The sequence below is a fragment of the Leptolyngbya sp. FACHB-60 genome (assembly GCF_014695775.1).
Lineage (GTDB): Bacteria > Cyanobacteriota > Cyanobacteriia > Phormidesmidales > Phormidesmidaceae > Nodosilinea.
Genome location: NZ_JACJOX010000017.1, coordinates 259345 through 285986, shown reverse-complemented (window position 1 = coordinate 285986; position 26642 = coordinate 259345). Strand labels below are relative to the sequence as shown.

Annotated in this window: 23 protein-coding genes; 8 read left to right on the top strand and 15 right to left on the bottom strand. The window is 58.2% G+C overall.

Features of this window, described 5'->3' with window-relative positions; translation table 11 throughout:
- Nucleotides 1-68 precede the first annotated feature (68 nt).
- Both H6F57_RS06125 and H6F57_RS06120 read left to right on the top strand, forming a co-directional pair.
- Nucleotides 69-662, top strand: a complete 594-nt coding sequence (locus tag H6F57_RS06125; protein ID WP_190627592.1) for a DUF3177 family protein — start codon at nt 69-71, stop codon at nt 660-662.
- Between the two features lie 6 nt (nt 663-668).
- A complete protein-coding gene (locus tag H6F57_RS06120) occupies nt 669-962 on the top strand; it encodes a hypothetical protein (protein ID WP_190627595.1) in 294 nt (97 codons plus the stop codon).
- Nucleotides 963-1060: 98 nt separating this feature from the next.
- Here the strand turns inward: H6F57_RS06120 and glmU are convergent, their stop codons facing one another.
- The 8 genes from glmU to H6F57_RS06080 all read right to left on the bottom strand — a co-directional run bounded on the left by glmU (nt 1061) and on the right by H6F57_RS06080 (nt 7894).
- The gene (gene glmU, locus H6F57_RS06115; protein WP_190627597.1) at nt 1061-2434 is read right to left on the bottom strand and encodes a bifunctional UDP-N-acetylglucosamine diphosphorylase/glucosamine-1-phosphate N-acetyltransferase GlmU; all 1374 of its coding nucleotides are present in this window, start codon (nt 2432-2434) and stop codon (nt 1061-1063) included.
- Nucleotides 2435-2539: 105 nt separating this feature from the next.
- Entirely contained in the window at nt 2540-3457 is a 918-nt protein-coding gene (locus H6F57_RS06110; protein WP_190628084.1) for an FTR1 family protein, read from the bottom strand.
- A 123-nt stretch (nt 3458-3580) separates the two neighbouring features.
- Nucleotides 3581-5161 carry a gamma-glutamyltransferase gene (ggt, locus tag H6F57_RS06105; RefSeq protein ID WP_190627599.1) on the bottom strand — a complete coding sequence of 527 codons (1581 nt, stop codon included), beginning with the start codon at nt 5159-5161 and terminating at the stop codon, nt 3581-3583.
- A 17-nt stretch (nt 5162-5178) separates the two neighbouring features.
- On the bottom strand, nt 5179-5466 hold the full coding sequence (locus H6F57_RS06100) for a DUF3288 family protein (protein ID WP_190627601.1): 288 nt from the start codon (nt 5464-5466) through the stop codon (nt 5179-5181).
- Between the two features lie 53 nt (nt 5467-5519).
- Nucleotides 5520-5852, bottom strand: a complete 333-nt coding sequence (locus tag H6F57_RS06095) for a DUF5615 family PIN-like protein (protein ID WP_190627603.1) — start codon at nt 5850-5852, stop codon at nt 5520-5522.
- A 2-nt stretch (nt 5853-5854) separates the two neighbouring features.
- A complete protein-coding gene (locus H6F57_RS06090; RefSeq protein WP_190627605.1) occupies nt 5855-6202 on the bottom strand; it encodes a DUF433 domain-containing protein in 348 nt (115 codons plus the stop codon).
- A gap of 8 nt (nt 6203-6210) precedes the next feature.
- Nucleotides 6211-7326: a tRNA 2-thiouridine(34) synthase MnmA gene (gene mnmA, locus H6F57_RS06085; protein ID WP_190627609.1), complete on the bottom strand. Its 1116-nt coding sequence runs from the start codon at nt 7324-7326 to the stop codon at nt 6211-6213.
- 145 nt (nt 7327-7471) lie between these two features.
- Nucleotides 7472-7894 (bottom strand): heavy metal-responsive transcriptional regulator, encoded by a 423-nt coding sequence (locus tag H6F57_RS06080; RefSeq protein WP_190627611.1) that lies wholly within the window; start codon nt 7892-7894, stop codon nt 7472-7474.
- 207 nt (nt 7895-8101) lie between these two features.
- On the opposite strand from H6F57_RS06080, the gene H6F57_RS06075 reads away from it, so the two are divergent.
- The 3 genes from H6F57_RS06075 (at nt 8102) to H6F57_RS06065 (ending at nt 11584) form a co-directional block, all read left to right on the top strand.
- Nucleotides 8102-8692 (top strand): DUF3105 domain-containing protein, encoded by a 591-nt coding sequence (locus H6F57_RS06075; protein WP_190627613.1) that lies wholly within the window; start codon nt 8102-8104, stop codon nt 8690-8692.
- Nucleotides 8693-8890: 198 nt separating this feature from the next.
- Nucleotides 8891-10792 (top strand): ArsA family ATPase, encoded by a 1902-nt coding sequence (locus H6F57_RS06070; protein WP_242024893.1) that lies wholly within the window; start codon nt 8891-8893, stop codon nt 10790-10792.
- 228 nt (nt 10793-11020) lie between these two features.
- Nucleotides 11021-11584 carry a response regulator gene (locus tag H6F57_RS06065; protein WP_190627615.1) on the top strand — a complete coding sequence of 188 codons (564 nt, stop codon included), beginning with the start codon at nt 11021-11023 and terminating at the stop codon, nt 11582-11584.
- A gap of 104 nt (nt 11585-11688) precedes the next feature.
- Here the strand turns inward: H6F57_RS06065 and H6F57_RS06060 are convergent, their stop codons facing one another.
- From H6F57_RS06060 to H6F57_RS06045, 4 genes are all read right to left on the bottom strand, one after another.
- A complete protein-coding gene (locus H6F57_RS06060) occupies nt 11689-13515 on the bottom strand; it encodes a mechanosensitive ion channel family protein (protein WP_190627617.1) in 1827 nt (608 codons plus the stop codon).
- Between the two features lie 412 nt (nt 13516-13927).
- Nucleotides 13928-14914, bottom strand: coding sequence for a c-type cytochrome biogenesis protein CcsB (ccsB, locus tag H6F57_RS06055; RefSeq protein ID WP_190627619.1), 987 nt, complete (start codon nt 14912-14914; stop codon nt 13928-13930).
- Nucleotides 14915-15000: 86 nt separating this feature from the next.
- Nucleotides 15001-16788, bottom strand: coding sequence for a DUF3352 domain-containing protein (locus H6F57_RS06050; protein ID WP_190794986.1), 1788 nt, complete (start codon nt 16786-16788; stop codon nt 15001-15003).
- 74 nt (nt 16789-16862) lie between these two features.
- A complete protein-coding gene (locus tag H6F57_RS06045; RefSeq protein ID WP_190627623.1) occupies nt 16863-17429 on the bottom strand; it encodes a hypothetical protein in 567 nt (188 codons plus the stop codon).
- A gap of 357 nt (nt 17430-17786) precedes the next feature.
- On the opposite strand from H6F57_RS06045, the gene H6F57_RS06040 reads away from it, so the two are divergent.
- Nucleotides 17787-19448, top strand: coding sequence for an FAD-binding domain-containing protein (locus H6F57_RS06040; protein WP_190627625.1), 1662 nt, complete (start codon nt 17787-17789; stop codon nt 19446-19448).
- Between the two features lie 51 nt (nt 19449-19499).
- On the opposite strand, the gene H6F57_RS06035 is transcribed toward H6F57_RS06040, so the two are convergent.
- The 3 genes from H6F57_RS06035 to H6F57_RS06025 form a co-directional block, all read right to left on the bottom strand.
- Nucleotides 19500-21071, bottom strand: a complete 1572-nt coding sequence (locus tag H6F57_RS06035) for an endo-1,4-beta-xylanase (protein ID WP_190627627.1) — start codon at nt 21069-21071, stop codon at nt 19500-19502.
- Nucleotides 21072-21135: 64 nt separating this feature from the next.
- Nucleotides 21136-21807 carry a hypothetical protein gene (locus H6F57_RS06030; RefSeq protein WP_190627629.1) on the bottom strand — a complete coding sequence of 224 codons (672 nt, stop codon included), beginning with the start codon at nt 21805-21807 and terminating at the stop codon, nt 21136-21138.
- A 74-nt stretch (nt 21808-21881) separates the two neighbouring features.
- Nucleotides 21882-23246, bottom strand: a complete 1365-nt coding sequence (locus tag H6F57_RS06025) for a GH1 family beta-glucosidase (protein ID WP_190627632.1) — start codon at nt 23244-23246, stop codon at nt 21882-21884.
- A 425-nt stretch (nt 23247-23671) separates the two neighbouring features.
- Here H6F57_RS06025 and H6F57_RS06020 point away from each other — a divergent pair, with 425 nt between their 5' ends.
- Nucleotides 23672-25120 carry an acyltransferase gene (locus tag H6F57_RS06020; protein WP_190627634.1) on the top strand — a complete coding sequence of 483 codons (1449 nt, stop codon included), beginning with the start codon at nt 23672-23674 and terminating at the stop codon, nt 25118-25120.
- Between the two features lie 18 nt (nt 25121-25138).
- Nucleotides 25139-26575 (top strand): glycosyltransferase, encoded by a 1437-nt coding sequence (locus H6F57_RS06015; RefSeq protein WP_190627637.1) that lies wholly within the window; start codon nt 25139-25141, stop codon nt 26573-26575.
- Nucleotides 26576-26642 lie beyond the last annotated feature (67 nt).

The following is a 26642-nucleotide window of genomic DNA, read 5'->3' as shown; positions in this document are numbered from 1 at the left end:
CGCGGTGTAGCCTTTGCCTACTCCAAGATGGCGGCTAGCTTGATGGACTGTATCGCTACTGCGCCCCTATGTTAGAATCCTCGCTGCTGCGCGCCCTAGTCTGGACGGACTATCGATTGGCGGTTTTATTCACCGTGTTTTTGCCTCTGGTGCTGCTGATTTGGGCCTTTGTGCAAAAAAACGAATCCATTCAGCGCCTGCTCACCATCTACTGGAAGGTGGCCAGCCTGCTGATGATCACCGTCTATCTAATGATCGGCGGCTTTAATATCAGCTTTTTATCAGGGCTGATGGCGCGTATCCTGATCCCAGTGGGGCTCTGGTTTTGGATAGACCTCAACGAAGAAATTCGCGAGCAGCCCGACTCGCTGCTCAAGCTTCTCTTTAGTGCCTGGCGCTGGGCCATTACCCTTTACAACATTATTGGCGGGGCAATTTTGCTTGGCTTTTTGCCTTGTGCGTTCTCCAATGCTCGCTTTGGTGCGGCCGATTGCCAAATTTGGCTAGAGCCGCCCTTGCTCTACAAAGAATATTTTCACGCTGGTTATACCAACGGCTTTCTAGGGTTTTTTGGCATTTTGGGACTGGTCATCTACATGGCCTCTTTGGCCTGGTTTGTGTTTGTGCGCCTGGGCAAGCAGGGTCGTCAAGCGATCAACTAACCCGCCATGATTCCCGGTTTTCGGTTAGAGCAATTTACCCTCAGGCACCCTCAGCTTGTGCTGCTTGTGCAAGCCGTTGTTGACGGCGAAGCTGACGAAGTGCTGATTTTTCGCGGCTTCTCTAGCTCATTGATGCATCCCACCGCAGCCGACCCCGAGGTGCCCGTACTGCCCAAAAACGCCGATATCAGGGTTATTGACATCATGGTTGGCCCCTACAACCCTGCTGCCCCCCAATACCTGCACCGAGGACTAGCCTGGGCCGACATGGTGCCGTTGCTGGAATCCGCTGGGGTTTAGGGGTTGTTTGCGGGAAAGGCAATGGGTACAGGGTATAAGGTGTAGGGTGCAGGGCCTAACCTTCATCCTTATACCTGCACCTTGCACCCCAAACCCATCTACTCTTCTGTCTTCTCTTCCCGCAGATGCTTTGGCTGCCACCCTTCGTGATTTTTTTGCGGAGCGCGGGAGACAACGAGGCAGTTATCGGGGGCATCTTTGCGCACCACTGAACCGGCGGCAATGGTGACGTCGCTGCCAATGGTGACGGGGGCAACGAGGACACTGTTGCTGCCGGTTTTGGTGCGATCGCCAATCACGGTTGGGTGCTTTTTATAGCCGTCGTAGTTTGCCGTGATCGTCCCTGCTCCCACATTCACTTTGTTGCCCAAGGTAGCGTCTCCCAGGTATGACAGGTGGGCCACATTGGTACCCGTTCCTAAGGTCGATTTCTTAATTTCCACAAAGTTACCGATGCGGCAGCCATCGCCCACTACCGCCTCGCCCCGTAGGTGGGCATAGGGGCCAACCCGCGCGCCGCTGCCTACGCTGCTGTCGCTGACCACCGAAAAGGCCACAGTGGCGTTGGCCCCAATCTGGCTATTTTCAATTAGGCTGCCGGGACCGATGCGACTGCCGGTGCCCACTACGGTTTTGCCCCGCAGATGGGTCTGGGGCTCGATGATTACGTCGGGTTCGAGCTGTACGGTGGTGTCGATGGTGGTGCTGTTGGGGTCGATCAGGGTGACTCCCTCCGCCATCCAGTGGTCTTTAATACGGTCTTGCAGAATGGCGTAGGCCTCGGCTAGCTGCTTGCGGCTGTTGATGCCAAAAATCTCCTGGCGGTCTTCCACATCCACCGCCATGGCTGGGGTCAGGTCTTTGACCACGTCGGTGAGGTAGTACTCCTGCTGGTCGTTGTCGGCGCTGAGGTGGGGCAATACCGTCATCAGCTGGGCCCAGTTAAAGCAGTAGACTCCGGCATTAATGCGGGGGTTTTGGCGCTGGGCGGGGCTACAGTCGCGGTGCTCGACAATTTCAGTAATCAGGTTTTGCTCGGTGCAAAATACCCGCCCGTAACCCGTCGGGTCGGTAAACTGGGCCGTGAGCAGGGTGGCGGCGTTGCCCTGGTCTTGGTGGGTTTTGACCAGGGTTTGAATAGTTTCGGACCGCAGCAGCGGCACATCACCGTTGAGTACCAGCAGATCGCCATCAAACCCCTCCAGGTGAGGGATCACTTGCTGCACGGCGTGGCCGGTGCCGAGCTGTTCAGTTTGTTCCACGAAGGTGAGACCGGGGATGTGGGCGAGGGCCGCTTTTACCTGGTCTTGGCCAAAGCCGACGACGATGATGGTGTGGCTGGGGTTAAGGTCGGCTAGCCCATCCAGCACGCGCTCGACCATTGATTTGCCCCCCACCGAGTGCAGCACCTTGGGCAGGCTCGATTTCATGCGGGTGCCGCGCCCGGCGGCAAGAATGGCGACAGCGACCATGGGTGATGTCCTTAGTGGGGATGGCTCGAAGGAGTATATCGCGGTTTGGGGAGGGGTGGGGAGAAGGTGAGTAGATGGGTGGATGAGTGGGGGAGGTGAGGGCGATTAGGGAGTGGGGGATGGGGTAGTTGTGGGTAGAGAGGGGTTGAGGCTGCGGAAGTAGCGGCTGCCGACGAGGGCTAAAAAGCCCAGGTAGGCGATGATTTGAAGTAGATAAAGGTGATCGCGGTAGCCGAGCAAGGTTTTGAAGACAATGCCGGGGAATTGGCGATCGGGCAGAATGGTGCTGCCATCCCACACCAGCGGGCCGAGGATGCAGGAGCTTTGAGCGAAGCAGAGGTCGGCGGTGGGGTTGATTTGGCTAATGGCGGCTAGGGCCGCATCTAAATTCTTAAAGACCGAAACTACCAGGCCGCTGACGATCAGGAGTAGCAGTATCCCCATCACTTGAAAGAAGCGCTTGAGGTTGATGCGCAGACCCCAGCGAAATAGCGCCAAGCCGATGAGTACGGCCCCAAGCAAGCCACCCACAGCCCCTGCTACGGCAGACACGCTCGTTTCAACGTTGGTAAAAATAAACAGCACTGTTTCAAACCCTTCGCGCAGCACGGCGATGCAGACCAGGCTAAAGATGCTCCAGCCGGCGGTTTGGGCCTCGTCTAGCGCCGATCGCACCGTACCTTCAATTTCGCCCTTGAGACTGCGGGCCTGGCGGGTCATCCACAGCAGCATCCAGCTCAGCATGATAATGGCGATCGCCCCAAACAGCACATTCAACAGCGGCTTGATCACCGTTTGCAAACTGGGCAGCACCTGCTGAATCTGCTGGAGCCCCATCCCCAGCGCAATGCCAAGCATGACGCTACCGGCTAGCCCAGCGGCGATGCCAGCATAGGCCCAGGGGTTGAGGCTTTGGCGGTTGGCCTTGGCCAAGCAGGCCAGCACAATGCCGACGACCAGGGCCGCTTCTACCCCTTCGCGCAGGGTGATAAAAAATGTGGGCAGGGCAGCGGTGAAATCCATGCTTGGGGCCATGCTCGGGGTTGGGTAGGGGCTATTGGTATTGTGTCAAACAACCCCCCTCTTTGCTGGAAATTGGGGTTTCAACAGTCGAATGGCGTGTCTAGACTGAGGTGGGTGCATGCCCTAGCCATCGACGACAACCCAGGCTCCCCCTCGGCGGCTGTCGCCTACGCCCGAGAGAGTGCCATCGGGACCAACGGCCACGGCGTGGACGCCGCCAAAAAACATGCTGCTGGCCTGCCACCAGGTGCAGACGTCATCGCCGGTAATGCCCTGGGCGGCGATCGCCGCCTGCTCATAACCAGGTTCCAGATGCAGCGCCCCTCGCTCCCAGTGAAGGCGGGGCGCCCTGACGGCGGTTTCAATATCCATGCCAAAGTCGAGCACGTTTGACACCACCTGCAAAATTGCGGTGCGAATGCGGTTAGACCCGCCCGAGCCCAGCACGATATGGGGTTTGCCGTCTTTGAGCACTATGGTGGGGGCCATCATCGACGACATGCGCTGATTGGGTGGCCACTGGTGAAAGCCCTGGGGGCTGAGGTCTTCTTCGCCCAGCATATTGTTCATCATGATGCCAGTGCCAGAGATGATGCAGGCCGAGCCTTCGCCGTTGGAGGTGGTGAGACTAGCGGCGTTGCCCTCACCATCGATCGCGCTAATGTGGGTGGTGCTGCCCCACCGATTACCGCGCTGGCTGAGGGTGGCCCGGAGCTGTTCTAGATAGGGGGCCAAGTGGGCTGGGCTAAGAAACTCCTCGGCAATATCGGGGCGGTAGAGGTGGTCGTCGTAGCCCTGCTGGCGAGCCAGGTTGGTCAGGCTCATGACGTCTCGCAAAATGGCCACGTGGCGGGGGCTGCTGTGGGGAGTGCAGGCGGGCGACACCTGTGCCAACAGGTGCAGCGCAAAGGCGATCAGCGTACCGCCAGAACTGGGGGGCGGGTTGGTCAGAATCGTGTCGCCGCCGTAGGCCACGCTCAGGGGGACGCGCTCGATCACACGGTAGGTTTGCAGATCTTCCAGGCTCAAGTAGCCGCCGTGGCTCTGGCAGTCTTGGGCGATCGCATGGGCCAAATCGCCCTGATAAAACCAGTCGGCCCCGTGGCGCACTAGGTCGTGCAGAAAGGCGGCGAAGTCGGGTAGATAGAGGCGATCGCCTTGGGTCAGCAAGTCGCCCTTCGGCGCATAGATTGCCCTGGCAGCAGCGGTAGCAGTGAGAATAGGCGATAGGATCTCAAAGCTATGGGCACGAAAGGCATCGACCTCAAAACCTTCAGTAGCCCAATGCTGAGCCGGAGCGACAATTTTCTCTAGCGGCAGTCGCCCCAGTTTTTGATGGACGTGGAGCAGCCCTGCGATCGCCCCTGGCACCGCCATCGACCCTAGGCCAATGTGAAACTCCTGGGTGGTATCGCCAAAGTTGGCGTGGATAGGGTAGAAATCGGGCGATCGCTCAGTTTTCTGCGACCGGGGCGTTTGGCAAAAAAAGTCGAACAGCCGGTTTTCGCCCGCCGCCGTATGGGTCAGCAAAAAGCCACCCCCCGCTAGGGAGGTCAATGACGATTCGACTACGCAGGCTGTGAAGGCAGCGGCGATCGCCGCATCAAAGGCATTGCCGCCCTGGCGCAGCATCTCGGCTCCAGCTTCGGCGGTGAGGGCGTGGCCCGCCGCCACTGCGCCCCGATTGGCTTTAGGGATACTCATAGGTGAGTAGTATATCCCTAGCTCCAGTCTTCGCGACCTCGGCCTAGCCCTTTGTAGACCTCGCCCTGCTGGTGAATGGCGCGGGTTTTCTCAAATAGCTCGGCCTCGGTGAGCTGCCAGCGGTTGAGGGCTTTCTTGAGGTCAGTCTGAATATCGCGGGCGCCGGGGAAGCCTTCGTAGCGGGTCATCAGCCGGGCCAGTTCGACCAGGTTGTAGTCGTTGGCTTCTCCGGCCAAAAGCTGGTTTACCACCTGGCGATCGGTCTTGTATTGGGGGTGCTGCTGGTCTTTGGTGATATCAGACATCGGGCAATACCTGGTTCGATCGGTTTTGTAACAACGCTATGCACCTAAAACAGCTATCCAAGCCGAATAACTCGCAGCAGCTTACCTTGAAGCGACGTCTCATTGCAGATAGCATCATTAATCCGCTGAGCTAGTCCGAGGAAGTCTCGATTCTCTGAGCAAACAATGATTCCAGCATGGTTAGGGTTTAGCTGGTGTAGCTTGATGAAATCACGGCGATTTTGCGTTAAGACAGTGAGCTGATTGGCGATCGCAAAGGTTAGAACATCGGGATCAGCCGCTCCTGCTTGCCCAGCTTCTTGAATGGTCGTAACCTTATGGCCAAATCTGCGCAGTGCTTCTATAGCGGGACGAGGAAACTGCTCGTCAGCGTATAGCCTAGCCATGACTAACGTTCAGGAGCACCGTCCACATCATTTTTCTGTTCTTGAAGGGCGATCGCGATTTCCTCAGGGTGGGCATCGGCGTAGGCCCAAACATTCACTAAATCTGCGGCTGTCAGGTGAGGGTAGGACTCTAGAAGTTCTGCATCTGTAGCGCCCTGCTGCCGCAGACTGACAAATAGCCAAACGGGTAAGCGAGTCTTCGCAATGCAGGCATCACCGCCCATTACCTCGGGAATTTTGGTAATGCCCAAGGAAGGCCGACTCAGGGTTTCAGTCAGAATCTGCAAGGCGTCGCCCTTTTCTGCGGCGGTGAGAGTTTGAAGCTGAGTCTTCAACGATTGAGAAGTCATAGGCGCGTTCAATGGCTAAGGGCTTCAGCTTCGGTTGCAGGGGCAGACAGCTCAGGGACAGCAACCTCAATTAGGCCGCCGCCGAGCACCCGATCGCCGTCGTACCACACTGCCGCCTGACCGGGAGTCACGCCAAACTGCGGCTCGTCAAACACAATACGCACCCGATCGCCCGTGCCATCTCCAGCGGGTAGGGGAACCAGCGTTGCGCTCACCGCCTCGCTGCGGTAGCGAATTTGCACCGACACCTTCATTGGTTCCTGGGGGGCGGCGATCGCGACCCAGTTCACCCGCTGCACGGTGCAGTCGGGTAGGTGGGCATCGCTGCGATCGGCCACAATGACGTGGTTTTTGCCCATGTCAAAGCCCACTACGTAGAGCGGGTTGGCAGCGGCAATGCCTAAGCCCTTGCGCTGGCCAATGGTGTAGTGGTGAATGCCCGTATGCTGACCGAGAATGCGGCCTTCGGTATCGACAATGTCGCCGGGCTTGGGAGCCAGGTATTTATCCAAAAAGGTCTGCATCGAGCCGTGGTGCTCGATTAGGCAGAGGTCTTGGCTATCGGGCTTGGCGGCGGTGTGCAGGCCCAGCTCGGTGGCCATACGGCGGGTCTCGATCTTGGTCTGGTGGCCGAGGGGAAAGTCGCAAGCGGCCAGCAAGTCCTGGGTGAGGTCGTAGAGAAAGTAGGACTGATCTTTGGTCGGGTCGACGGCGCGGCGCAGCTCATAGCGGCCCGTCTCAGCATTCTGAGTGATGCGGGCATAGTGGCCGGTGGCAATGCGATCGCACCCCAACTCCTCCCTCGCATACTGCAACATCGGCCCAAACTTGACCGCCCGGTTGCACTGCGAGCAGGGTAGGGGCGTGATGCCGTTGCCGTAACCTTCTACTAAGTAGTTAATAATTTCGCGCTCAAACACCTCGCGACTATCGACCACGTGGTACTCAATGCCCAGGTCTTCGCAGAGCTTAGCGGCATCGACCATGCCCTCAGAGCAGCACTGGCCCTTGCCCTTCATCAACCACAGGGTGAGGCCCACTACGTCATACCCCTGCTGGTGCAGAGTCGCTGCTGCTACCGAACTATCTACGCCGCCGGAGAGCCCGACTACAATCCTTTTCATGGCCAAAATGCTGCGCCTAAACCGCCAGTGAGAACCGATCTATCCCGATCGCATCCTAGAAACCTAGGATTGATCTAGCTTTTCATTTTAGCTCACAGCATCGAACCCCATCGGCGGGGTTGCTCATAGGGTGCTGATAAGAGGGCTACGCCGTCAGCGGCACGGTTTCTATCAGGGGGCAAATATCCCCTGGCTGCGGGCGGGGCTGCGTCTCGGCCCAGCGATCGCGATAGTTTTCTAAATCGGCCTTAAACGCCGTCATTTGCTGAATCTGGTCTTCTAGCTGCTGAATCTTGTCTTGCAGCAGCGATCGCACAAACCCGCAGGGCACATCCCCTCGCTGGTGCACGTTGAGCACATCCCCTACATCCTCTAGAGAAAAGCCCAGTGCCTGAGCCTTTTTAATGAACTGCACCTGGTGTACCGCTGTGGGTGAATAGTAGCGATAGCCGTTGTCGCCGCGCTCCGAGTGCAGCAGGCCTAGACTCTCGTAATAGCGCAGTGCCCCTACCGCAATACCGGTTTGTTTAGCAACATCGCCAATTTTTAGCCGGGTTGCCACAGTCATAGTGAGCCTCCGATATCGACATTCTCATCCTATACCCTCCAGCTCCCTAGAGGGTCAAGGCTTCCCCTCGCCCCTACCAATCACTTTACTTTTGGCGAAAACGGCTATCGATGCCACCAGCAACTAGCTATTATCCCTAGCCCACCCACTGCCTGCCGCCGCTACACTGGTCAACGAGACGTATGTTGATAGTTTTACATTGGGATTATGACTCGGACTGCACGATCTAAGCGCCGCCGTACCTCTTCTAGCGTGCTGTCGGTGATACTTGGCCCAGTGGGCATTGGCGTGCTCATGGTCGCCCTGATTGGCGGGCTATGGTATCGCAACCGCCCTCAGTCGGTGGCCTTTGAACCCAACACCACCGTTGGCGAAGCGGCGATGGCGGCGATCCAAACCTTCCCCGACCAGGGGCAGGCCCACGTTAGTCCTGGTCAGGCGGTCGACTACGACAGCGAGTTTCCCACCTCTGGCCCCCACGATCCCAATCCTGTTTTGCCGGGGGTCTACACCCAAGAGCAGCGGTTAGAAGAACTGGTGCACTCCATCGAGCACGGCAACATCGTGATCTATGTTGACGAACCTGGGCAGGCCGCAATGGACACGCTCACAGCCTGGGCCAACGAATTTCCAGGTCTTTGGGATGGGTTGGTGGTGGTGCCCAAGGCCGGGCTAGGCAAAGAAGTCGTGCTCACCGCATGGACCCACAAACTACGGCTGCCGGAGTTTGAACCTGAAGCCGCCGCCACCTTTATTGACACCTATCGCGGGCGCGGCCCTGAGAACCCAGTGCGGTAGAGAGGGGCAATGGGTTGGAGACGGAAAGATTTTGCACTGAGAAAATTCCATTTTGAGCGGTCGTCCCAGTAGGGGCAACCGGTTGTTTGCCCTGTGCGGAGAGGCTCGTCCCCACCCATGGCCTTAAGTTTCATGCTGCGGCCAGCGTTGGCGGACGGCTCTGGGCACCCTAGGCTCAGCAGTCTGTAAGGTTGGCCAATGCTGACATCATCGCCCCATCAATTGTTTATGGTTAGCGGCAAGGGCGGCGTGGGCAAAACCACTCTTTCCTGTGGGTTTGCGCGGCAGCTGGCCCAACAGCACCCCAACGAAACGGTGCTGTTGCTCTCCACTGACCCGGCTCATTCCCTCGGGGATGTGCTGCAACTGACGGTAGACAACACCCCCACCCCCCTACCCGATTTGGCGAATGTGCAGGTGCGTGCCCTGGATGCGCTGCTGCTGCTAGAGCAGTTTCGGGCTGACTACGGCACCGTGCTAGAGCTGCTGGTCGAGCGGGGCAGTTTTGTGGAGGGCGATGACCTCAGCCCCGTGTGGGACATGGGCTGGCCCGGCCTCGATGAGTTGATGGCCCTGCTAGAAATTCAGCGGATTTTGCGCGATCGCGAAGCCGATCGCGTCGTCGTCGATATGGCCCCTAGCGGCCACACCCTCAGCCTGTTTGCCCTGATGGATTTTCTCGACACCTTGCTAGAGGCGCTGGGGCAGTTTCAGCAAAAGCACCGCACCCTGACCGAAACCCTGGCGGGCCGCTATACCCCCGATCATGCTGACCAGTTCATCGCCGACATGCGCCACGATTTGGAGCAGGGCCGGGCGCTGATTCAAGACCGCGATCGCGCTGCCTGCTGGGTGATTGGCATTCCCGAGCCGATGAGTTGGGCTGAGAGCGATCGCTTCATCACCGCCTTAAACCGGCTAAAAGTCCCCATTGGTGGTCTGGTCATCAATCGCGTACTTCAGGAAGCGGGCCATATTCTAGATACTCACCGGCAAATGCTGGCCGAGTTTGAGGCGATCGCTCAAGGGCAGCCAGTGCTTTGGGTGCCGGCCCAGACCCAGGAACCCCTGGGCGGCGTCGCCCTCGATGCCCTTATGCCCCAGGTCAAGCCACTGACTCCAGAGCAGACGCGGGTAGATCCCGCCGCCGAACTCTCCCCAATACTCGCGTGGCCGCAGCCAATTTCCCCTGGCATAGAAGACTTATTAGCAGCAGGCCGTCGGCTGATTGTGGTGGGTGGCAAGGGCGGCGTCGGCAAAACCACCGTGTCGGCGGCGCTGAGCTGGGGGTTGGCCGAGCGCCATCCCGAGGCCAACCTGCGGGTCATGTCCATCGACCCGGCCCACTCCTTGGGCGATGCCTTTGGCCAGCCCCTCGGACACGAACCCACTCGGCTGCGGCCCAACCTCCAGGCCCAGGAGGTCAGCGCTGACATGGTGCTCGATCAGTTTCGCACCGACTACCTGTGGGAACTGGCCGACATGATGGCGGGCGATGGCGATATTGCTAGCGGCATTCAGATGGCCTACGGACCCGCCGCCTGGCGGCAGATTGTTGCTCAGGCCCTGCCCGGCATTGACGAAATGCTCTCGCTGATTACCGTAATGGATTTGCTCGAGCGCAATGAGCAGCAGCTAATTGTGCTCGACACCGCCCCCACTGGTCACCTGCTGCGGTTTCTGGAGATGCCCACCGCCTTGGGCGACTGGCTAGGGTGGATCTTTAAGCTCTGGATTAAGTACAAAGATGTGGTCGGCCGGGTAGAGTTTATGGGCCGCCTGCGCACCCTGCGGCAGCGCGTGCTCGCTGCCCAAGACAAGCTCAAAGACCCTCAGCACACCGAGTTTATTGGTGTCGTGCAAAACCAGTCGGCGATTTTGGCCGAGGCCAGTCGGCTAACTCACACCCTGGGCGATCGCGGCATTGCCCAGCGCTACATCGTCCACAACCGCTACCAAGTCGGCAGCGATTTGCCCGCTGAGCTGTTTCCCCACCTGTGTGTCGTGCGGCTACCGGCGCTGGTGCCTAGCCCTAGCGCGTTTGACCAGGTGAAGCAGGCCGCCCATCTGCTGCTCGCTCCAGAGTCGCCTAAGGCTTAGGCAGCTAAATTTAACCCAGGCTTTCTCAGCCGCCGCTGTCAGTTTTGAGGCTCAGCGGGGCATACTAAAGGCAGTTCTGGGCTAGATTGGGCGGGCCGTGGCAGGGCACTTAAACCCACACTTGGCGATCGCTATATTCTTCAGCCCCAGCACAGACTTTCCGGAAACCTGAACTATACTTAATGGCACCGCCTACCATGGCCTTCGACACCGCGAGAGGAATCAACTGTGGCAAATCATAGGATTTTGGTCATCGATGATAGCCGGGTGATTCGCATGCGGGTGCGCGACATGCTTCCCCAGGGCAATTTTGAAGTCATTGAAGCCCAAGATGGTGTAGAAGGCATGGATGCCATTCGCAGCCAACGCCCCAACCTAATCATGCTCGACTTCTTGCTGCCCCGCATGAGCGGCTGGGAAGTCTTCCAAGAAATTCAGTCGAACCCAGACCTCCAGAACATTCCCCTGGTGCTGATGTCGGGTCGCAAAGAAGAAGTTACTGAAAAAATCACTGAGCCCTTTGAGTACTTCGAATTCATTCAAAAGCCCTTTGAGCAAAAAGAACTGATCGAAGCAATCAAAGCGTCGATGGTCAAGGCCCGCAAGCCGCGGCGCACCCCTATGACATCCCCCGCCGCAACCGCTGCAGCGGCGTCATCCGGTGGTGGCGATGTGAGTGCCGCCGAATTCCAGGCTCTCCAGACCCAGGTAAAACAGCTGCAAGGCGAGGTCGCTCAGCTCAAAGGCCAGCTGGGCAAAATGCTGGCCTATATCAAGCAAAAGCTGAAGTAGAGCTGTTTGGGGCGGCGGTGATTGCAACAAGCATTGCGATGGCGCAGCCTGCCGTAGTGGGCGTTACACCCTAAGCTCAGCAAACTTTTAAGCTCATACAACCATTAGCGGGGTTCAATAGCCCCGCTTTTTGCCGTTCTGTGAGCGGCATCACCGTTGTGGTTATGGTGTTCATGGTTATCGTGGTCGATGCTGTTGGGCAGCTCTGTAAATCCCTGCTGTGGCACCCCGATGGCAATGTTTGCCTTGTCGAAGGCGATACGCAGGCGGCGGCGAAATTCACGCGCCACCAAAAACTGCTTAAGGGGCCGAGTACGGATCCAAATCAAAAGGGTGAGGCCCGCATGGGTCATGCTCTCAACCCCCAGCATTTCGACCGGATTGAGAATGGCATAGCGCCACTCAGGGTCACTGGCCATAATCTGGGCGGTTTCATGTAAGACCCATAGGGCTTCATCGACATTGGTACTGTAAGCCACATCGATGAGGATATTGGCCCGCGACCAGCCACGGCTGAGGTTTTCGACCTGGGCAATGAGGCTGTTGGGTAGGGTGACCAGACGGCCATCTTCGCCGCGAATCTGGGTAATGCGCAGGTTGAGATTTTCCACAATGCCGGTGGTGGTGCCGGTGGTGACCAGATCGCCAATGGCGTACTGATCTTCTAGCAAGATTAAAAAGCCGTTGACCAGGTCTTTAACCAAATTCTGAGCCGCAAAGGAAATGGCCAGGGCAGAAATTGCTCCAAAGGCCAGCAGCGACGCTGGGGCAATTCTTAGGGTTTGTAGTACCAGCAGGGTGGCTAGGGCGTAGATGACGGCTGTCTTCAGTCCTTTGAGGGCACCGATAATAGTCGAAATGCGCATCGATTTGCGCTGAATGTCGTCCAAATCGCCCAGCTCATTTTTGCTCCAGGCCTGGGCGACGCGCTCAATAGCCAGATTGGTGATTCGGTTGAGCAACCCAGTGAAAAACCAGGTCAGTAGCAGCAGCACCGGAATTGAGAACAGCCTAAAGGCATAGCTGCGGGTTTGCGGAAAAATGTAGAGCCCGCTGGCGATGCCTGTAATCCACACGAAGGCGATGCCCCAGAACACCAGCCAGCGAAAAAAGGCTACGGCCTGAATCCGCTGGGCAAGGGTGAGCTGGTAGCTAAACACCTGCAAAAGTTGCTGCTCAGGAACATCCGCTCCGGGGCGAATGGGGAGATGATTTTGAGCCGTTTGCTTTTGCTCTAGCTCACTTTTGCGCCAGCCCAGCACTCGCCAAATGCCAGTTAGCACAAGGGTTAGCAGCAAACTGGCTAGCAGAACCCAAACGGTGCGGCGAATCTGCCGTTGGCGCGCTTCGGGCAGGCGACTGTCGACTGCCTGCCGCAGCGAGTCGCGCAGCACGGCCTGCCAGCGGTCAGCTAAATCGAGTTGCGACGCCCCGTTGTACTGAGCATCGGTGTCGGTAATGGTGAGCAGTACTCTCGGTTCGGCTAGGCCCGCTCCGATCGCAAATAGCACCGGTTGGCCGCTAATCGTTTCAATGGTGACATCGAGGGATGCGCCATCGACGGCGTTATCGTCATACCTTAGCGCCAAGGTGCGGTTGACCACCTGGTTGAGGTTGGTCTCGATCTGCCGAGCGCGCACCTCGACGGGCACCTCCGTGCCCGATTCATTGCGGTTAAACACCGCCGGGGAGGCAATATCGAAGAGGGGGGTACCATCCAGGGCGATCGCCGTGGTCTCAAGCAGGCCAATGCGCTCTACCCCGGCTGGGGGTAGGGTGCTGTCGCCGGCGAAGGGGTTGGAGATTTGGGCCACGGCTGGGGACAGATCCCAGCTCAGGGTGAGTAACAGTCCCAGCAGCGCTAGCAGCAGCTGCATCCACCGTTGGGGACGGCGAAACCTAGTCGTCGGTTTGGGTGTGGGTCTGGGCATAGCAAAACGCGATCGCAACGACAGGGCGGGGCAGGTTTACCCCTGGGTTGTTTTAGCATCCTGGCAACCTCAGTTGCACAGCCTAGTCTACAACCGCGTCAAACGTGACCCTGCTTCTCCACTGCCACATTAGGATCCAAGACGCTCAGATCAGCTCCCTGACGGCGTTGCCCGCCGCCGGTACGATTGTTCCCGATCCACATCAAAATAAGCCCTTGGAGATATTTTGAGAGAACTCGATTCTTTGAAGCCCCCAAAATTTGAGCAACCAAACCTGTCGCCTATGCCACCAAGGCAGCACAGGCAACAGGGCTAAAAGAACAGCCGTGGTCAAGCGGAGTCATTACCCCAGTTTGAACATCACATTATTAGGGTTAAAGGGTGTTTGCCCGGCCCCCAGGGCAGGACGCTGCTAGAAAAACCAGCCGTAGCTGTGTAGCCCCTTGCCAAGAATATTGACCCCTAAGTAGCACACCCACACCACCACAAACCCTGTAGCGGCGAGGATAGCTGGACGGCGTCCCTGCCAGCCCTTGGTGATGCGAGCGTGGAGATAGGCGGCAAACACTAGCCAGGTAATCAGTGCCCAGGTTTCTTTGGGGTCCCAGCTCCAGTAGGAGCCCCAGGCTTCGTTGGCCCACACTGCTCCGGCAATGATGCCAATAGTAAGCAGCGGAAAGCCCAGGCCAATCATGCGGTAGCTGATGTTGTCGAGGGTGTCGGCCAGGGTAAGCCGCTGGGGTGAAAGGGTGACGGTAGCGGGTTTTTCGAGCACCGCCGCACCCCCGGCAGACATGGTCATCACCGCAGCGGCCTCAGCGGCGTCATCCTCAGCCCGACGCAGCTTGACGTTGCGAAAGCCGCCGGTGCCCACGGAGCTGCCTTTTAGTTCTACCGCCTGGCCCCGGGTGATGAGCAGAAATGCGATCGCCAAAAGTGCCCCCACCAGCAGCGCCGCATAGCTCAGCAGCATGACGCTGACGTGCATCATCAGCCAATTCGACTTGAGGGCGGGCACCAGCGGCTCTGAGCCCTGCATGGTGTCAGGTAGCGTCAGGGTGGCAAAGGCGGCGATCGCCATAGCAATGGGAGCAGTGACGGCCCCCACCAGAGAACTGCGGCTCATGCGCTCGGCCACCAGGTGCATGGCGGTAATGCCCCAGGCCAGGGCAAACAGCGACTCGTAGAGGTTGCTCATGGGGAAGTAGCCCCCCTCGATCCACCGGGCACCGAGCAGAGCGGCGATGGTGAGGTTGCCCACGGCCATGGTGCTGGTGCCCAACGATGGCAGAACGGTGGCCTTGGGAAACGCCACGCCGCACCAATAGAGCAGCATTGCCGCAAACAGCACCGCAAAGGATGCGTTATCGAGCCAGCCCTGGAGCGCAATCAGATCCATGTTCGGTAGCCATGAGGAGTCTTTCCTATCGTACCGATTTTTTGGGCCGACTTTTGCGGGTTGAATTGTCGAGGCAGCGGCGAGAGTTACTGGGGAGTGGAGGGAGCGGTATCGGGAGCTGCCTCAGGGGCGGCTTCTGGCGTGGGAGTGGGTTGGGGTTCATCTCCGCCGGGTAAGGGGCCGGGGCGATCGCCTCGCTTGAGCGCTGCGGTAATGTCGTAGCGCACCTGGCGATCGCTGAGCACTGTCGCCGTTACCCCGATCGCCTCAATGGCTTCAGAACTCAGCAGCCCATCCTGGGGTAAGGGCGGCAGCAAAAGATTGTTTTCGACCCCGGTGAGGGTCTCTAAATTGAGAAAAAAGTGGCCGTTGTTGGGGCGCGGTGCATTGCCGGTAGTAGCCTGAAAGAGGTCATTTTGGCCCAGGCTGCGGTTGGGGGTTGGGGCCACCTGCTCGGCAATGCCCTGACCCAAGGTGAAAAAGGCAATGTCGCCGTCGAGCCAGCCGTGGGCCATCACCAGTGAGTCGAAGGGGGAGGTCCAACGGGTGACGGGCACGCCGCCCAAATCGGTGGTCTCAATCGCAAAGCGGTAGCGGCTCTCCATCACGGCGTCGAGCTGTTCAAAGGTGGCGGTGGCGGCCTCGCGATCGTTGGTTTTGACCATCAGCACCAGGGCAGGATTTGGCAGCGGTGGGGCATTGTCCCTATCGTCCGGTGGGGGAGGGTTGAGCACCCCCAGGGCAAATTCTCCAGCCATCCAGGGCAGCAGGTTTTCTTGCAGGCTTAAGCCAGTGGCGGTTTGCAGCCCCAGGGATAAATCGTTGGCCCGCACCGGCAGTAGGGCCGAAAGCTGCTCGCCAGCCTCAAAGTCTTCCCAAAATTGTTGAAAGTCGCCCCCTGACACCGCCACCAGGGTACCCGTGGGCAGTCGCTGGGGCATTTGGTCAGCCCTGTTGCCGGTGGCAAAGGTTTGGGAGCCGGGTTCGAGCCAGCTGATGCCCTGTAGGGCTACGCCGCGACTTTGCAGCGCGATCGCCCCCACCAGCCCCCGTGGGGTCTGAAACGCCCGCAGCCGAGCGGGGGCAATGGGGGGGTCGGCGGCCGCCGCTACGGTTTGAGACAGGGCTGGGACATCCACATAAAAGCGGGCCAGCGGCCGAGTTTCGGTAAGTTGCTCAAAGGCTTTGCCCACCCCAGGGCGAGTGACCAGCGACTCGCCCCCCTTATAGGTGTCGATCGCCCGCTTCAGCAGGGGCAACTGGGGGCTAAGCACCGCCATCTTGGCGTCGAGCACGGCGGCATAGAGAGGGGTGTCGGCCTCGCCATTGAGCTGCTGTAGAGTAACGCCGCGGTAGGGGGCATCTTCTACCGATTCAGCGGCTCCTAGGCGATCGCCTAGGTCGTTTTGGGCGCGGTTGGCATCGGCAATGGGAATCACTACCACCACATTTGAGGCTAAGGCCAGTTCGGGAGCGGGCAGTGACGGGGGCAGGTCGCTGGGGCCGGTCTCGACGGGCAGCACTGCCAGGGTGATCTCGGGGCCAACCCAGGGCTGAATATCGCGGGCAAAGTTGAGATCTTGGTCGGCCAGCAGGCGATCGCGCCACTGCACTAGCTGCTGGTCAAACTGGGCCTGGGTGGCCTCAGTGCCAAATTGCCGCAGCCGTCGCCACTGCGCTTCATCGCTGCTCAGGGCTACCACCGCCAGGGCATCGGCTGGAATGGCATTGGCCCCAGCGGGCAACGTTTTGGCTAATTGTCCGTGTCGGGAAGTGGCCCAAAAGGTCAGCGCGCCGCCGCCGATAAAGAGTAGAGCCGCGCCCAAGGGCAACAGCAGCGGAGGCTTTTTCTGCAGCAGCTTAGAATGCAACACTATAGGAGCCTGGCCAATTTGCCCTGCCACTCTAGCAAAGAACTTCGGCAACGGACCACGGATTGCGGCACGCCTTAGCGAAAGCGAAAGTCGTATCCGGCGTAGCGATCGCCCTCGTACAGCACCACCAGCCAGGTTTGTGGGTCAAACTCTAGGGGGTAAGCCTCGCGATCGGCGGGCAGCCCTGCCTCGGTTTTGCCCGGCGACAGCACGCAGTAGGGCACCTGAAGAAACTCCTGCACCGTGGTCTTGGGCGCTTGGAGCTCGGTTGCTAAGAGCTTTTTAATTTGGTCGCGCGAGACTAGCGCCTTGGGCTGCTCTTGCCGAATGCAGGTAAAGGCCTCGGCCTCCTGCACCTTGGCTTGATCGGGGTTAGGCGAAATCAGCAGGGCTGCCAAAGCGAGCATTGAGCCTCCCGCCATGCTTCCGGCCATCAGCACCTGACGGGGCTGCGGTCGGTCTGGAAAGGCTCCAGGGGCGGTCCGCCGCGGTTGGGGCACGTAGGCGTAGGGACTGGGCTGAGGCCGCATCGGTTGCGGCGGCATCGCTTGGGGGTTCACCGGGCGAGGATGCACCGGTTGGGGCTGAGGCTGAGGAGGCTGATAGTGGGCCGACACGGGGTAAGAAGAACGTTGAACCATGGCGTTGACCTTTGCTATTTACCGTTTGAGATAAGGGGGGTGCCCAATGCCGGGCAGCCAGAGTAGAGGCCCTGACGCGAGCTTGCTTGGGGCCAAGAACTGGCCTGAAGACCCTGCCCAGATGTTCTACGCCAGGGGTGAGTGCCGCTGGGGTAGAGGTAATTAGCCGCCGAGAGGTATAGCCCAAAAGGGGCTTAGGTGGCAGCGAAGAAAGAGGGGAATTGATAAACCCAAGTATAGTACTAAAATACTATTCAGCAATCAGATAGGCCAGTTGTTTTTTGGTTACGGTTTGAAAAGTGCTGTCTTGTTCCTCTGTGCTTCCTTGGGGATCGCCGTGGCTATGCCTGAAACGCCATGAACAGAACCATTGTCTGGTTTCGCCGTGACCTGCGGGTATCGGATCATGAGCCACTGCGGCGGGCGGCGGGGCGGGGCCTGGTGGTGCCGGTGTTCGTGTTCGATCGCGCTCTGCTGCACCATCCTGAAACTGGCTCGGCTCGGGTGGCGTTTTTGCTGGCCGCCCTGCACGCTCTGGATGCAGACTTGAAAGCCTTGGGCGGACGGCTGATTGTGCGATCGGGCGACCCGGTTCAGGTCTTGCCCGATCTGGTTAAGGAAACCGACGCCGACGGCATCTATGCCCACACCGACGTCGAGCGCATCTATGGTCGGGTTCGTGATGCTCGCCTCAACCAGGCCCTTGCCCAGCGGGGCATGAAAATTCGCTGGTTTGAGCCCGCCGCTAGCGCCGCCGACCTCATCCCCTACCCCCAATACCGGGAGCTGTGGTATCGGGAGATGGGCCAACCCCTAGTGCCCACGCCCCAACAGGTTTCCGTACCGCCAGCGATCCCCAGCGATCCGTTACCCGGCCTGGATGCTTTAGGTCACCGGGCTGACGAAAAGCCGATTCCCCCTGCCAGCACCGCCGCTGCCCGCGCCCTGCTGCAAGGCTTTTTGACCGATAAGGCCGATCGCTACTACTGGCAGCTGTCATACCCCAGCGCCGAGGCCACCACGGGCCTCAGCCCCCACATCAAATTTGGCGTGATCTCGGTGCGAGAATGTGTGCAAACCATCCGCAGCGCGCCCGATTTTGGGGATGACCGGGTGCGCCGCAGCCACCGGCAGCTGATTTCGCGTCTGCGGTGGGGCAACGGGTTTACCCAGCGGTTTCGGTATCTACCGCAGCTGGAGCTGCGATCGCTCTACCACACCTTTGACGACGATGGTTGGGCCTTTGACCCCGATCTCTACCAGGCCTGGCAGACTGGCCACACCGGCTTCCCGATTGTGGATGCTGCCGCGCGCTGTTTGCAGGCGACCGGGGGCTACCTGGCGCTAAACTTTCGCACCCGCGCCATCTATGCCAGCTTTCTCAGCAACCTGGGCGGCATCGACTGGCGCTACGGAGCGCTGCACTTTATGCGTCATTTAATAGACGGTGACTGCCCCATCGACCATTATCAGTGGGCGATGCAGTCGGGGGTGACCCACTGCATCGATAAAACCTGGACGCGTATCTACAACCCTGGCCAGGTGGCGATCGATCGCTGTGACCCTGAGGGCGAGTTCATCAAGCGCTGGGTGCCGGAGCTGGCGGATGTGCACCCAGGGCAGCTCGGCAGCCCGCCTACCCTATCGGGCTACCCCGCCCCAATTTTGAACTATAAAGCGGCTCGCCAGCATCGGGTCAAACTGCTCGAAGCCCAGCGGGGCAAGTTTCTCAACGCCAGTAACCTGCTGCCTCACCTGGCGCAGATGCCCAAGGATTTGACGCCCTTTGGCACGGAGCTCTATGGGGGCGAGGTGGCCTGGGCTGAGAGTGCGATCGCCGATCTCTTTCCCACCGCGCTGCCGTTGGCTGACCTAGATGTCGCGCAGACGGCGACTCTGCGCACCTGGTTTGTGGCCCATGTGAATGTGCTGCCGCCAAAGTCGCGGCGACGAAAGCCGCAGACCCCGGCCACAGATCCCAATGTTCGCCAGCTCATGTTGCTGGGGGACATCGGATAGCAAAATTCTGGCGGCGTCGAGGATTAGGTGGACAGGGCTTAGGTCTTGCCCCTAGCTCTGCAAACCCCAGGCTTTCTTGAGCCCCTGGAGTCGATAGTAGGCAGCTTTAGGCTGATTTTCGCGGTTCAGCAGCCCGCCAAAGGGCCAGAAAACAGCCTGGTCTGACAGATCCCACCAGGAGACCACTTCGATCTCGGGTTTGCTGTAGCCCAGGGTGTAGATCTGCTCGACCCAGTCGGCCTGAACCTGCTCGCTCCAGGGGGCGTGCCACATTCCTTCAGCCTCGCCCATGATCGAATTTTCGTCGGTGCCAGTGTTAGAAGAACAGCCCATCTCAGTGATGTGGATGGGCTTGCCCAGGTCGGCAAAGCGATCGAGCAGGCGATCGATTTCGAACATATCCTGGTCGGGATAGTAGAGCTGTAGGCCAATCACCTCAAAGTCGATGGCGGCGGCCAGGCAGGCTGTGAGGTACTGATAGGGGCTGTGCTGGGGTGGGCCGTACAGAGCGACATTGCGAGCCCATAGGCAGCAGCTATTGACCACCCGTTTCACAGCGGGATAGCCCTCTTTAGCGGCCTCGCAGGCCATGCGAGTGAGGTCGAGAAATTGGTCTTGGTCGTAGCCTAACTCGTTGCCCCAGGGTACGATATGGGCTTCATTGATCACGTCGTAGGTGGGAATTTGGCTGCCGTACCGCTGCGTGATCTCCACGATGCGCTGATGCAAGGCCGCTTTAACTTGGTCATAGGGCAGTGGGCGCACCCAGTCGGGTACGCTGACCTCATGAAACCAGGTGAGCGGGTGTCCCTTGGGAGCAATCCCTGCCTGCCGTAGCCATGCTACCTGGGTATCAACTTCGGCGTAGGTGGGTTGGCCCCGCTCAGGTTCGAAGGGTTTCCAGTAGAAGGGCACCGTGGCAGTGGTGAAAAGGGCCTCAAAGTGGCGATCGTACTCCGCTCCCAAGCCGGGGTGGGCGAAAGCATTGCAGCCGAGTTTGAAATCTTGGCGCGGTGGGGTGCGGACAATGCGCTGGCGGGCGCGGCTGAGGGCGGCTTCTTCTCCAGCCCATAGCCCTTCCACCAAAGCGTTGTTCCACAACGGAATCTGGGTTTGCAGGTCAGGGGCTTGGCTGGCCTGGGTGAGGTAAGCCTGGGCGCGATGGAGGCGATCGCGCACACTCTGAGCAATGCCGTAGCCCTGACGCTGCCAGCGATCGCACGCTTGGCTAACTCGGTAGAGGCGATCGCGCGCAAACGCCCCATTCAGCACCAGCGGAAAATCTGTTGGCGTAAAGCCGCGCCCCTGGTTGTCGGCATAGAGGGTGACATCGCCAAAACCCTCCACGGGGAGCTGAAGGGCGATCGCGAAGCGGCCCGCTGGCGGCTGGGTGGTGAGAATGCCGTCTTCTACGGTGCGATCGGGGTGGGGAATGGGTTCGTCGTCTAGACCCAGAAAGTAGAGGCGGTTGAGTTCAAACTTGGGTAGCGGATCACCGTTGGGCAGGTAAACATGCAGGGTGAGCGGCGGCGGACTGGCGAGAAGTTCGCCTGAGACATGGCCTAGACCTGAAACTGCGAGGGCAGTGGTCGTGGTGTAGCGCAGAAAGGGGCGACGTTTCATGGGGTGCTTCCCAAGTAGTAGACGATATTTTCTCCCTAGTTTCGTCTGGTACCAAGATAGTCACTTATCCAGTAGCTTCGAAAATACCGTTATTGCGCAGGAGTGACACATAAACTACTCCCAGCGTGAGGCGCTCCCAGTTCGGTTGATTTAGGGTCCAAACGATTCCACTGGCTAAGGCTGCCCACCCTACCGGGCCTAGTACCAAAGCGATCGCCTGACTCATACCTATATAAACTGCAAACGGCAGCGTTAGACCCATCACATTTGTTAGCCCACCTAACACTGTGCTGGCCATCAAATACACTCCAAACCCGCTCATTTTGGCTGCCGCCATCGCGCCACCACCTAGAAACAAAGCCTCTAGGCGAGAGTCATCGCCATGGCGATGCATTTCCATGACGACTTTTTGCTGTTGGTCTGGGGATAGCTGATCAAACATATCGTGGAATAGTTTGGCCACCACAGCTGCCTCAATTTCTTCGGTAGGCAGCTCTTGCCAGTGCCGTCCGGACAGCAGCGCTAACCAGTCGATACCAACATGGTCAGCGACATCCGTAACCACCTGCTTCCATGACGCCTGCCAAAACAGCTGCCCAATAGTGCCAGCCCGCAAATATTTGATGTGATCGCAGAGTGTATCTGGCTGGCCGCCAAACCCTGAGCCGACGAGTTCGCCCAGTTCATGACGCTGCTCATCTGTCGCGGCTTGGACAATGTCGTAGAACTCGCGCATCGTGAACCTGAAGCGACTGAAGGCTGTTAATGCTTCAGGTTGCCCCGCTGCGATCGGGATACATCTTCTGCTGGCTATACCACTCGATTTTCTTCAATGCAGCGGGCGTACCAGTGGTAGCTGGCTTTGGGAATGCGCTGCTGGGTGGCGAAGTCTACATAGGTGATGCCAAAGCGGCGATCGCGACCATAGGCCCACTCAAAGTTATCCATAAAAGTCCAGAGGAAATAGCCCATCAGTGGATAGCCCTCTTGCACAGCGCGGTGGGCCGATCGCAGATACTGTTGCAGGTACTGGATGCGATCGAGATCCAGCACTTCGCCAGTGGGCGTGAGTTCATCCTGGGCGGCGCAGCCATTCTCGCTGATGAAGACGCGCAGCTCGGGACGCTGAAGGGTATCGCTGATGTGGCGCACGCCCCAGTAGAGGCTGTCGGGCAAGATATGCAGCCAGGGCATGTGCATGCGCGGGTAGCTCTGAGGAAAGGGCAGCGCCTCAAAGCCCCTAGCATTGTCAGCCACCCGCACATAGGCCCCGGTGTAGACATTAAACCCGAGGGAATCTAGCGGTTGGTGAATGGTGGCCAGGTCGCCAGGCAGAATGTCGGGGGCATTCTTGCCCAAATCTGCCAGCAGTTGAGGATTGTATTCCCCAGTTAAGACGGGGTAGATAATGCCGCCGTTGGTGCCTGTGAGAGGAAAGGCGGCCTGGGCCGCCGCGATATCCGCTGGGGTGTCGGTGAGGGGGACGGTGGCGAGGTAGTTATCCACTAGCGCCACCTGGCAGGGCTGGGGCGAGGCGGCACGAATGGCCTGGCAGCCGAGGCCGTGGGCCAGCAGGGCGTGGTGGGAGGTTTGCCAGACTTCTTTACTGGTTTTAACGACGGTGCCGGGGGCCATTTCGGGAACGTGGCCAACGCCGTAGCCGATGTGGGTAAAGCAGAAAATTTCGTTGAGGGTCATCCAGTGGATGATGCGATCGCCCAGCTTCTTCACCACCACTGTGACGTAGTCGGCAAAGTCTTGCGCCATCTGGCGACTGCGCCACGAGCCGTACTCGTCTTCGAGGGCTTGGGGACTATCCCAGTGAAACAGGGTGGCATGGGGAGTAATGCCAAACTCAAGCAGGGTGTCGACTAGCTCGCTGTAAAAGGCTAAACCAGCGTCATTCACCGCACCGCGCCCCTGGGGGATGATGCGGGGCCAGGAGATGCTGAAGCGGTAGTGGCGCACGCCCAGGTCAGCCATCAGGGCGATGTCGTCACGGTAGCGGTGGAAATGGTCGCAGGCGATCGCCCCAGTATCGCCATGCAGCACGCGCCCTGGAGTTTGGCTAAACATATCCCACACGCTGGGGCCTCGGGCCTCGGCAGCCCCCTCAATCTGGTATGACGCAGTCGCTACCCCCCACTGAAACCCAGGTGGAAATGTGTATACCATCGCTTTGTCCTAATACTGGTTTTGTATGCCACGTTACTCAACTGAGAGATATTTTGAAAAGCTTGGGTAATGGCTTTTCTTGTGGTAAAAACACGGAGTTTGCTCTAGAGCAATAATGGGGAACTAAAACTCTGCAAAACCGTCGGCTCAGAACCTGTTAAAGCTGGTTTTTGTGCTCCAGTAAATACTACTTAGGGCTGATTTTCATCAACTTTTATTGCATGTATTCTGAACGAAATGTTACGCTCGCTGCTGCTTGCGCGATCGGTAGGTTTTCTCAATCAATACTATGCCCGAGCGACAGCTTTCCCGTGAGTCGCGCCTGTGGGCATAGCGGTGTCTACTGGTTTAACCCCCTCTAGTAACCCTTGCGTGAGAAAGGGTTTAGAGCGCTTCGAGGCAAAACTTACTGAAGTCGTCGGTCTATGTCTCAACTCAATTCTAAGCATTATCAGCCTTCAAAACAACGGCTTAATTGGCTACAAGGTATTCGGCTATTAGCGGCCGTTGGCATTTTGCTCTATCACGCCCAGCTGCTGTTTACAAAGTATGCCTACACTCCCCAACCCACCGGGTTGCGCAGCAATTGGGTAACTATTGCTGAGGCCAACGCTCATCTCGGCCAAAATATGCTGGCTTCTGCGATCGCTCTGCCGGTTTGGTTTGGCTTTCAGGCAGTCGACATCTTTATTTTAGTTGCTGGCTTTGTGTTGGTTTTGTCGCTGCGCAGCAAAGCTCATGCTGTCGGTGCAGGCGAGTTTATTCAAAGCCGTCTGCTGCGAATTCTCTGGCCGTTTTGGACCGTAGCCTGGCTGGCCTATCCAATTCTTTGGCTGATTGGTATTGCCACCAACACCTATCGACCGTCACAGTGGGACACCTTTGCTGGGGTTACATTTCCGCTGCTGTTTGGCTTTGACGGCGAACGTTTGTTGGCAACCAGCGGCCCCTGGTGGTTTATTCCCCTAATTATTAGTTTCACGCTCATTTCTCCTATCCTCTGGCACCTTTTAAACCGCTGGGGAACCCGCAATTTGCTGCTGGTGAGTTTAGTGCTCACGCTGCTCTATCGCTACGCTGCGGTCTACCACTTTGGTGGTCATCTGACCTACTCCATGTTTGACACGCCCAACAACTGGTTGCCCTTTGTCTCATTTGCGGCCAAGCTGAGCACCTTTGTAGTCGGTATGGCCATGGCAGAGGCCTACTGCCAGCACCGTGGTCCTTTGTTTTGGCGGCCTCAGCGGCTGCTTTGGGTTGGGTTGCTAGTCTATGCGGTGGGTTTTGTAGCGCAGTTTTATCTCATGGGCTGGGTGGTCTGCGATCTGCTGTTTCCTATTGGTTTTGTCATGGTGGCGGCGGTGGTGCTGCGATCGCTCAGCAATGTGCCGGCACTGTCGGCGGCCATGGGACGGCTGGGCGTCCATAGCTATAGCTACTTCTTAATTCACGGCTTTGTGATCGATCGCACGATCAATTTGTGGGTGCAAGATAGCGTTTGGCGTTATTGGGTTGCGCTGCCGCTAATGGTCGTTGGCACCCTGGTTCTGGCCATGATTGCCGATGCGGCGCGCCCCTTCATGCAGCGCAGCGCTGTGCAGCTGTGGCGCGATATTGACTACTTGCTAATGCAGAACCCAACGCCTGAAGGGGCCAACTGGCGCCCGGTAGTGGGCGATCGCGTCAGCTACAAGGGCAGCCGAGACTGGACTGTGCACAAGGTTGAAACTCTACTCGACGAAGGCGAATCCTATCTTTGCCAAATTGCAGAGGATCGTCGAACAATTTGGGTCAATGCCAACCAGTTGAGCCTGGTTGAGGCCACGTCGAGGGTTCAGAGCAGCCCCTATGCCCCAATCAAAACTGTTGTTTAAGCCAGGAGTTGCACCGTAGTGGCCAAAACATGGTCTAGCGAAATTCAAAAGGTTATCTTTACCCACGTGCTGCTGATTGGCCTACCCGCCGTCTTTTATGGGTATTTGCTGCTTAGTGGTTGGGCTTTAGTAGGGCCACGGGCCGTCGTGCTGACGCTTTTTTTGTTCAACGCGGTGATGATTATCATCGAGTCGACCAACGCGCTGTTTCGCCGGTTTGCAACCCATCGTCACCGGTTCAATCAGCCGTCAGAGCAGACCCGCAACCAGGTCAAAGCCTGGATGGGAGTGCGGGGGGCTGAGTACCCCTCCCCCCTCGATCCGGTGCCCCGCTGCTCGTTTTTGGTCGCCGCCTACTTGCCCAACGAGCAGAGCATTATCGTTGAGACTCTCCACCATTTGCTCGCTCACATTGAGCGACCAGCGGGCGGCTTAGAAATCATTTTGGCCTACAACACGCCCGTCGATCTGCCCATTGAAGCTGAGCTGCATCAGCTAGCCAGACAGCATGATGAGCTGACCATTTTGCGGGTTGAAGGCAGTCAGTCTAAGGCCGAAAATATGAATGCCGCTCTCGACATTGCGACGGGAGAAATCACCTGCGTGCTCGATGCCGACCACCATCCCAGCGCCGACTGTTTTAGACGATCGTGGCACTGGATTGCCCAGGGCTATGACGTCATTCAAGGGCGCAACGTCATTCGCAACTACGACGAAAATTTCCTGGCTCAAAATGTGGCGATCGAGTTTGAGCAGCTCTACGGCATTAGCCATGCGGCGAAGTCATTTCTCACCGACTCCAGCATCTTTGGCGGCTCGAACGGCTACTGGCGCACCTCGGTGCTCAAACAGATTCGCTTCAACCCTAACCGATTGACCGAAGATATCGACGCCTCTTTGAGAACGCTGCTCAACGGCTACAAAATTCTGCACGATCGCAGCATTGTCACCAGTGAGCTAGCGCCCGCCTCGCTCAAAACCTTTTGGTTTCAGCGCAAACGCTGGGCCCACGGTTGGCTAGAAGTGTCGCTGCTCTATCAGCGCCGGTTGTGGCGATCGCCCCACTTCAACAACTGGCAAAAATTTTATTGGACGTATCTGCTCTACTACTGCGAATCTTTCGCCCTAATTTCGCTACAGCTCTTGCCGGTGTTGCTGGCCTTTTTGCTAGTGCCCGGTGCGGTGTCTGGCCAGATGCGGGTTTATTTTCTTATTGCCGGTGGCCTGTCGCTCTTTAGCGGGTTTTACCAGATTCTAGCCACTGCGAAGATTGCCTCTAGGCGTTATCCGCTGACTTACTACATTAAGCATGTGCTGTTTTTACCCTTCTACGTCACCCTCAAAAACTCGATCGCAATAGTCGCCATCTACGACTATCTCAATGGAGAAAACACCTGGGTTGTGACCCCTCGCGATACGCAATCGCAGAAGCGGTATCGCCTAAAGCAGGGGTAAGGGTATCGGTTGGTTTCGCGTCATGTATCTGGGGCATACTCTCAACGTGCCTAGCAGTTAGCCCCAG

Excerpts from the sequence above, each read along its gene's own strand:
- H6F57_RS06075 (WP_190627613.1), top strand. The coding sequence starts at position 8,102 with ATGACTCGGACTGCACGATCTAAGCGCCGCCGTACCTCTTCTAGCGTG.
- H6F57_RS06025 (WP_190627632.1), bottom strand. The coding sequence starts at position 23,246 with ATGGTATACACATTTCCACCTGGGTTTCAGTGGGGGGTAGCGACTGCG.
- H6F57_RS06035 (WP_190627627.1), bottom strand. The coding sequence starts at position 21,071 with ATGAAACGTCGCCCCTTTCTGCGCTACACCACGACCACTGCCCTCGCA.
- ccsB (WP_190627619.1), bottom strand. The coding sequence starts at position 14,914 with ATGGATCTGATTGCGCTCCAGGGCTGGCTCGATAACGCATCCTTTGCG.
- mnmA (WP_190627609.1), bottom strand. The coding sequence starts at position 7,326 with ATGAAAAGGATTGTAGTCGGGCTCTCCGGCGGCGTAGATAGTTCGGTA.
- H6F57_RS06100 (WP_190627601.1), bottom strand. The coding sequence starts at position 5,466 with ATGTCTGATATCACCAAAGACCAGCAGCACCCCCAATACAAGACCGAT.
- H6F57_RS06080 (WP_190627611.1), bottom strand. The coding sequence starts at position 7,894 with ATGACTGTGGCAACCCGGCTAAAAATTGGCGATGTTGCTAAACAAACC.
- H6F57_RS06095 (WP_190627603.1), bottom strand. The coding sequence starts at position 5,852 with ATGGCTAGGCTATACGCTGACGAGCAGTTTCCTCGTCCCGCTATAGAA.
- H6F57_RS06070 (WP_242024893.1), top strand. The coding sequence starts at position 8,891 with ATGCTGACATCATCGCCCCATCAATTGTTTATGGTTAGCGGCAAGGGC.
- H6F57_RS06040 (WP_190627625.1), top strand. The coding sequence starts at position 17,787 with ATGAACAGAACCATTGTCTGGTTTCGCCGTGACCTGCGGGTATCGGAT.
- H6F57_RS06060 (WP_190627617.1), bottom strand. The coding sequence starts at position 13,515 with ATGCCCAGACCCACACCCAAACCGACGACTAGGTTTCGCCGTCCCCAA.
- H6F57_RS06110 (WP_190628084.1), bottom strand. The coding sequence starts at position 3,457 with ATGGATTTCACCGCTGCCCTGCCCACATTTTTTATCACCCTGCGCGAA.
- ggt (WP_190627599.1), bottom strand. The coding sequence starts at position 5,161 with ATGAGTATCCCTAAAGCCAATCGGGGCGCAGTGGCGGCGGGCCACGCC.
- H6F57_RS06125 (WP_190627592.1), top strand. The coding sequence starts at position 69 with ATGTTAGAATCCTCGCTGCTGCGCGCCCTAGTCTGGACGGACTATCGA.
- glmU (WP_190627597.1), bottom strand. The coding sequence starts at position 2,434 with ATGGTCGCTGTCGCCATTCTTGCCGCCGGGCGCGGCACCCGCATGAAA.
- H6F57_RS06030 (WP_190627629.1), bottom strand. The coding sequence starts at position 21,807 with ATGCGCGAGTTCTACGACATTGTCCAAGCCGCGACAGATGAGCAGCGT.
- H6F57_RS06090 (WP_190627605.1), bottom strand. The coding sequence starts at position 6,202 with ATGACTTCTCAATCGTTGAAGACTCAGCTTCAAACTCTCACCGCCGCA.
- H6F57_RS06020 (WP_190627634.1), top strand. The coding sequence starts at position 23,672 with ATGTCTCAACTCAATTCTAAGCATTATCAGCCTTCAAAACAACGGCTT.
- H6F57_RS06120 (WP_190627595.1), top strand. The coding sequence starts at position 669 with ATGATTCCCGGTTTTCGGTTAGAGCAATTTACCCTCAGGCACCCTCAG.
- H6F57_RS06045 (WP_190627623.1), bottom strand. The coding sequence starts at position 17,429 with ATGGTTCAACGTTCTTCTTACCCCGTGTCGGCCCACTATCAGCCTCCT.